Source organism: Actinobacillus ureae ATCC 25976 (assembly GCF_000188255.1).
Classification (GTDB): Bacteria; Pseudomonadota; Gammaproteobacteria; order Enterobacterales; family Pasteurellaceae; genus Actinobacillus; species Actinobacillus ureae.
The window spans coordinates 1,025,816-1,031,375 of sequence record NZ_GL831080.1 but is presented as its reverse complement, the minus strand read 5'-3'; the positions used below and the strand labels follow the sequence as shown (position 1 = coordinate 1,031,375).

6 protein-coding genes are annotated in these 5,560 nt (G+C 40.2%); 4 read left to right on the top strand and 2 right to left on the bottom strand.

The features are described from left to right. Positions 1–158: 158 nt before the first annotated feature. Entirely contained in the window at positions 159–575 is a 417-nt protein-coding gene (locus tag HMPREF0027_RS04905) for a ClpXP protease specificity-enhancing factor (protein ID WP_005622702.1), read from the bottom strand. Continuing rightward, positions 575–1,219, bottom strand: coding sequence for a stringent starvation protein SspA (gene sspA / locus HMPREF0027_RS04900; protein WP_044024289.1), 645 nt, complete (start codon positions 1,217–1,219; stop codon positions 575–577). Before sspA ends, HMPREF0027_RS04905 begins: the two co-directional genes overlap by 1 nt. A gap of 233 nt (positions 1,220–1,452) precedes the next feature. Here sspA and purE point away from each other — a divergent pair, with 233 nt between their 5' ends. From purE to HMPREF0027_RS04880, 4 genes are all read left to right on the top strand, one after another. Then, on the top strand, positions 1,453–1,947 hold the full coding sequence (gene purE / locus HMPREF0027_RS04895) for a 5-(carboxyamino)imidazole ribonucleotide mutase (RefSeq protein ID WP_005622700.1): 495 nt from the start codon (positions 1,453–1,455) through the stop codon (positions 1,945–1,947). Positions 1,948–1,957: 10 nt separating this feature from the next. Further along, on the top strand, positions 1,958–2,923 hold the full coding sequence (locus HMPREF0027_RS04890; protein ID WP_005622699.1) for an asparaginase: 966 nt from the start codon (positions 1,958–1,960) through the stop codon (positions 2,921–2,923). A 110-nt stretch (positions 2,924–3,033) separates the two neighbouring features. Beyond that, positions 3,034–4,122: a 5-(carboxyamino)imidazole ribonucleotide synthase gene (gene purK, locus HMPREF0027_RS04885; RefSeq protein WP_005622698.1), complete on the top strand. Its 1,089-nt coding sequence runs from the start codon at positions 3,034–3,036 to the stop codon at positions 4,120–4,122. Between the two features lie 131 nt (positions 4,123–4,253). After that, positions 4,254–5,450, top strand: a complete 1,197-nt coding sequence (locus HMPREF0027_RS04880; protein WP_005622696.1) for an amino acid aminotransferase — start codon at positions 4,254–4,256, stop codon at positions 5,448–5,450. The last annotated feature ends 110 nt before the right edge of the window (positions 5,451–5,560 follow it).

Sequence of the window (5,560 nt, the reverse complement as noted above, 5' to 3'; positions counted from 1 at the left end):
CATTAGAGGTTAGTCCAACTTTTGGGGTGCAGATCATTTATGGTGGCTTTTTTCTTATATTCAGTAAATAGGGCTTATTTCGCATATAAATAAGCTGTTAAATTTGTCTCAAAACTTGCAAAAGTTCGGTAAAATTTAACCGCTTAACAATCAATGAATTATTTAACCAGTTTCAAATGAGTTGCCTTTTTCTTCACAACTTTAGATTTAGCCGTTTCCTCGTGAGAAATAACATTACGCTCATGGTAAGCTTGCTCGCTGTAATAAGGCTCATCTTGAAACATAATACCGTCCCCCGTTTCTTGTGCATAGATGGCTTCTAATGCACCAAGTGGAATATATACGTCTCGTAACATTCCTCGGAAACGCGCATTAAAACGAATTGCTTCATCGGTTACAATATATTGTCCAATAGAACGAGGTGCAATATTTAAAATAATCTTACCGTCACGTATAAATTCTGTTGGCACATCCACATCCGGATAATCTGTATTGACTAGCAAGTATGGCGTATTGTCATTATCGATAATCCAGCTGTAATAAGCATGATAAAGATAAGGGCGTAAAGGTTTCATTAGTCTTTTTCATCCATTAAGTGTTTAGGCGCGGCCCCACCAATTGATTGCACAAAACTTTCACGTTGGAAAACTCGAGTCATATATGCTTTAATCGCTTTGCTACCAGCACCGGTAAATTCCACGCCTAAGTTATGCATTTTCCACAATAACGGCGCTACGTAGCAATCCACTAGGATAAACTCTTCGTTCATAAAATAAGGTGTTGCTGCAAATACTGGGCCTAAAGCTAACATTTCATCACGTAATTGAAGTAAAGCTTTTTTCGCTTCTTTTGATTCAGGATCTTTATTTACGATATCAATCAGCGAGTACCAATCTTGCTCAATGCGGTGCATAGTTAAACGGCATTTACCACGTAACACCGGATATACAGGCATTAATGGTGGATGAGGAAAACGCTCGTCCAGATACTCCATAATGATACGTGAATTGAATAACACTAAATCACGATCAACTAATGTGGGCACATTACCGTAAGGATTTACTTCCATTAAATCTTCAGAAATCGTATCAGGGCTAATATTTTCAATTTCGTAAGGAACGCCTTTTTCCGCTAATACGATTCGTACTTGATGGCTATACACATCATTTTTATCTGAAAAAAGGGTCATTACTGAACGTTTATTCGCACTACTCGTCATATATATTCTATCTCCGATTCTGATTGCAACTACATGAATTTGAAAAAATGGTCGCATATAGTAACACATTTCGTCATCCCTTTAATAGCTTTTAATAGCTTTAAATTGTGCTTTGTGGATAATTCTTTACATTGTTCAGATTGTTTTCAGTTAGCATAATTTCTAAAGCAATCGTTTGCCTATTATGCTACAATTCGAATACTTTCCTCTATTTCATTTATCAAGGAACAACTATGTCACAAAAACCTGAAATTACGATTGTTATGGGTTCAAAAAGCGACTGGGCGACTATGTCGGAAGCAACACAAATTTTAGATCAGTTTAAGCTTGCTTATCACGTTGAAGTGGTTTCAGCACACCGCACACCGGATAAACTTTTCTCATTTGCGGAAAGTGCCGAACAAAACGGTTATAAAGTAATTATCGCAGGTGCAGGCGGTGCGGCACATTTACCGGGTATGATTGCGGCAAAAACGATTGTACCTGTGCTAGGCGTGCCGGTAAAAAGTTCGATGCTAAGCGGCGTAGATAGCTTATACTCTATCGTTCAAATGCCGAAAGGCATTCCAGTTGGTACACTTGCGATTGGCCCTGCAGGTGCAGCTAATGCCGGTTTATTAGCTGCACAAATTTTAGCGGCTTTTGATCCTGAATTAGCGAAAAAATTACACGCATTCCGCAATGAACAAACGCAATCTGTCTTAGATAATCCAGATCCACGTAATTAATCTATTTTTCATGACAAAGAAACTTTTAATCCTACATACAGGCGGTACTATTTCAATGAGTGAAGGCGAAGACGGTAAGGTTTCGCCTTCTGAGAAAAATCCGCTACTTGCCGCGTTAGAACGTTTAAACCACCCTGCTCAACTCAGTCAAGAATCTGTACTGAATGTGCCTTCACCGCATATTACTTTACAGCATTGGTTGCTATTGAAAACGCTCATTGAAAAAGCGGTTAACGAAGAAAACTATGATGGTATGGTGATTACCCACGGTACGGATGCGTTAGAAGAAACCGCCTATTTTCTTGATTTAGCCCTTGATGTAAACGTGCCGGTTGCAATTACCGGTGCTATGCGTTCAAGCAACGAATTAGGTTCAGACGGTTTAATTAACTTACAAAGTGCGATTTTGGTTGCACTTTGTCCGGAAAGCCAAGGCAAGGGTGTATTGGTGGTCATGAATGATGAGATTCATAACGCTAAATTTGTGACTAAAACGCATACGACCAACGTAGCGACATTCCAAACGCCAACATTCGGTCCTTGCGGATTAATTGCTAAAAACCGCGTGCTATATTTCCAACAATTAATCGAATATGAACGCTTCCCAGCTCAAACAATTACCCGTACCAACGTGCAGCTCGTTAAAAGTTACGCCGGAATGGATAGTTTCTTATTAGAACAATTAGCTCACCACGGTTGTGACGGTGTCGTGATTGAAGCACTCGGCGCAGGAAATTTACCGCCAAGCTGTTTAGCCGGTTTAGACGCGCTATTACGAGCTAATATTCCTGTTGTGTTAGTTTCTCGAGCCTTTAACGGTGTCACTCAAGATATGTACGACTATTTAGGCGGCGGTAAACAACTTAAACAACAAAACGTCATTTTCACTACCGGTTTAAGCAGTCAAAAAGCACGTATCAAATTGTTAGTCTTGCTAAACCAAAACTTGAGTAAACCGCTCGCCGAATATTTTTAATCTCTGATAAACACAGAAAGTTTGAGGTTTCCGAGCCGTACAAGCGGTCAAATTTACCAAAAAAATTGCAAATCGGAGTCTCGAACTTTCCGCAAACGGAATCATAAAAAATGCAAAAAAGTGCTATTTATCCTCCAATTTATGTGCTTGGTAACGGTCAGCTCGGCAGAATGTTACGCTATGCCGGCGCACCGCTTGATATTGAAGTAAAACCGCTTGCTTTTGATGCACCGGTTTTTGACCTTGAAGAAAACAGTATCATTACCGCAGAAATCGAGCGTTGGGCAGAAACGCCACTCACCCAATTACTCGGTAATCATAAAAACTTTGTTAATTTAAACGTATTCGGTACAATTGCAGATCGTTTCACCCAAAAATCACTATTAGATAAACTCCAACTTTCTACTTCACCATGGCAATTATTGGAGTCTGCCGAACAATGGCAAAACGTATTCAGCAATGTCGGTGAAAGAGTGGTGGTAAAACGCCGTACCGGCGGTTATGATGGCAGAGGTCAATGGATTGTGACACAAGACAGCATTGACCAAATCACGCCGGATCTTTTCGGTGAAGTGATTGCAGAAAAATTTATTCCGTTTGATGGAGAAATTTCAATTGTTGGCGCCCGTTTCCGTGACGGCTCTACCCGTTTCTATCCGATTAGTCATAACTTGCAGCAAAACGGTATCTTACGTTACTCCGTTTGTGATGTGAATTTACCGAATCAGCAAACTTACCAAACCCAAGCGGAGCAAATGCTTGGCACCATTATGCAAGACTTAGACTATATCGGCGTAATGGCAATGGAATGTTTTGTGGTGGGCGATACGTTATTAATTAATGAACTCGCCCCGCGTGTACATAACAGCGGACATTGGACCCAATTAGGCTGTTCAATCAGTCAGTTTGAATTGCATTTACGTGCATTACTTGACTTGCCGACACCACAACTTAAACAAATTGCACCTAGCGTGATGGTGAATCTGATTGGTATTGAACACAATAACGCATGGCTAGAAGTACCGTTCTCACAATTACATTGGTACGGCAAAGAAGTACGTGCAGGTCGTAAAGTCGGACATATTAATTTATGTCATCCGGAACAAGCTCAGTTGATCCAATTACTCGAACAGCTTCGTCCGCATTTAACCGATGATTTTCATTCAGGGCTAGATTGGGCAATTAATAAACTCAAATAAGTACAAGCGGTCTGTTTTCTTCTGAAATTTGCAAAAAATTTTGAAAAACAGACCGCTTTTCTATTGCTAAAATAGCTAATGAATTGTATAAATATTTCTAATTTCAAACACAACTTTTTAAAGGACAACACATGTCAATGTTCAACCATATTCAGGCTGCTCCGGCAGATCCAATCTTAGGTTTAGGCGAAGCATTTAAAGCGGAACAACGTGCAGGGAAAATCAATCTCGGTATCGGTGTTTATATGAATGCGGAAGGTAAAACGCCTATCGTGAAAGCGGTTAAAAAAGCCGAAGCGTTATTGTTAGAACAAGAAACGAATAAAAACTACCTCACGATTGACGGCGTACAAGCTTTTAATGCTTACACGCAAGAACTTTTATTTGGTAAAGGAGCGGAAATTATCGCTTCAGGTCGTGCAAAAAACGCACAAAGTTTAGGTGGTACGGGTGCATTACGTATCGCAGCGGAATTTATCAAACGCCAAACATCAGCAAAAAACATTTGGATTTCAAACCCAACTTGGCCAAACCACAATGCAATTGCCGAAGCGGTCGGTTTAAATGTGAAAGGCTATCGTTATTACAATAAAGATACGCATGGTTTAGATTGGGATAACTTGCTTGCCGATTTAAGCCAAGCGGAAGCCGGCGATGTAGTGTTATTACACGGTTGCTGTCATAACCCGACCGGTATCGACCCAACCCCTGAACAATGGGACGCATTAGCGAGACTCTCTGCGGAAAAAGGCTGGTTACCATTGTTTGACTTTGCTTACCAAGGCTTTGGTAACGGTTTAGACCAAGACGCATACGGCTTACGTGCGTTTGTGAAAAACCACAAAGAATTATTAATCGCAAGTTCATATTCGAAAAACTTCGGTTTATATAGCGAGCGTGTTGGTGCATTTACCTTAGTTGCAGAAAATGCCGAAGTAGCCAATAAAGCATTCACGCAAATTAAATCAATTATTCGTGTGCTTTACTCTAACCCGGCATCACACGGTGCAAGCACAGTTGCTCGTGTATTAGCTGATGAAGCGTTACGTGCAGAATGGGTAGCTGAATTAGATGAAATGCGTGATCGCATTAAAGATATGCGTAACCGTATGGTACAATTATTAAAAGAGAAAGGCGCAAAACAAGATTTCGACTTTATCGCACAACAAAACGGTATGTTCTCATTTAGCGGTTTAACACCGGAACAAGTGGATCGCCTACGTGAAGAGTTCGCAATCTATGTGGTACGTTCTGGTCGTATCAATGTTGCAGGTATCACCGACCAAAACATTGATGCCCTTTGCGAAGCGATTGTAAAAGTGCTTTAATCACTATTTTGTAAAACCACGAACTACACTGAATACACGGAAAATTTATTCTGTGAATGCTATGTATTTCGTGGTTATTTTTATGTATAGCTTTTAGGTAAAAAAAAAGC

Excerpts from the sequence above, each read along its gene's own strand:
- HMPREF0027_RS04905 (WP_005622702.1), bottom strand. The coding sequence starts at position 575 with ATGAAACCTTTACGCCCTTATCTTTATCATGCTTATTACAGCTGGATT.
- sspA (WP_044024289.1), bottom strand. The coding sequence starts at position 1,219 with ATGACGAGTAGTGCGAATAAACGTTCAGTAATGACCCTTTTTTCAGAT.
- purE (WP_005622700.1), top strand. The coding sequence starts at position 1,453 with ATGTCACAAAAACCTGAAATTACGATTGTTATGGGTTCAAAAAGCGAC.
- HMPREF0027_RS04890 (WP_005622699.1), top strand. The coding sequence starts at position 1,958 with ATGACAAAGAAACTTTTAATCCTACATACAGGCGGTACTATTTCAATG.
- purK (WP_005622698.1), top strand. The coding sequence starts at position 3,034 with ATGCAAAAAAGTGCTATTTATCCTCCAATTTATGTGCTTGGTAACGGT.
- HMPREF0027_RS04880 (WP_005622696.1), top strand. The coding sequence starts at position 4,254 with ATGTCAATGTTCAACCATATTCAGGCTGCTCCGGCAGATCCAATCTTA.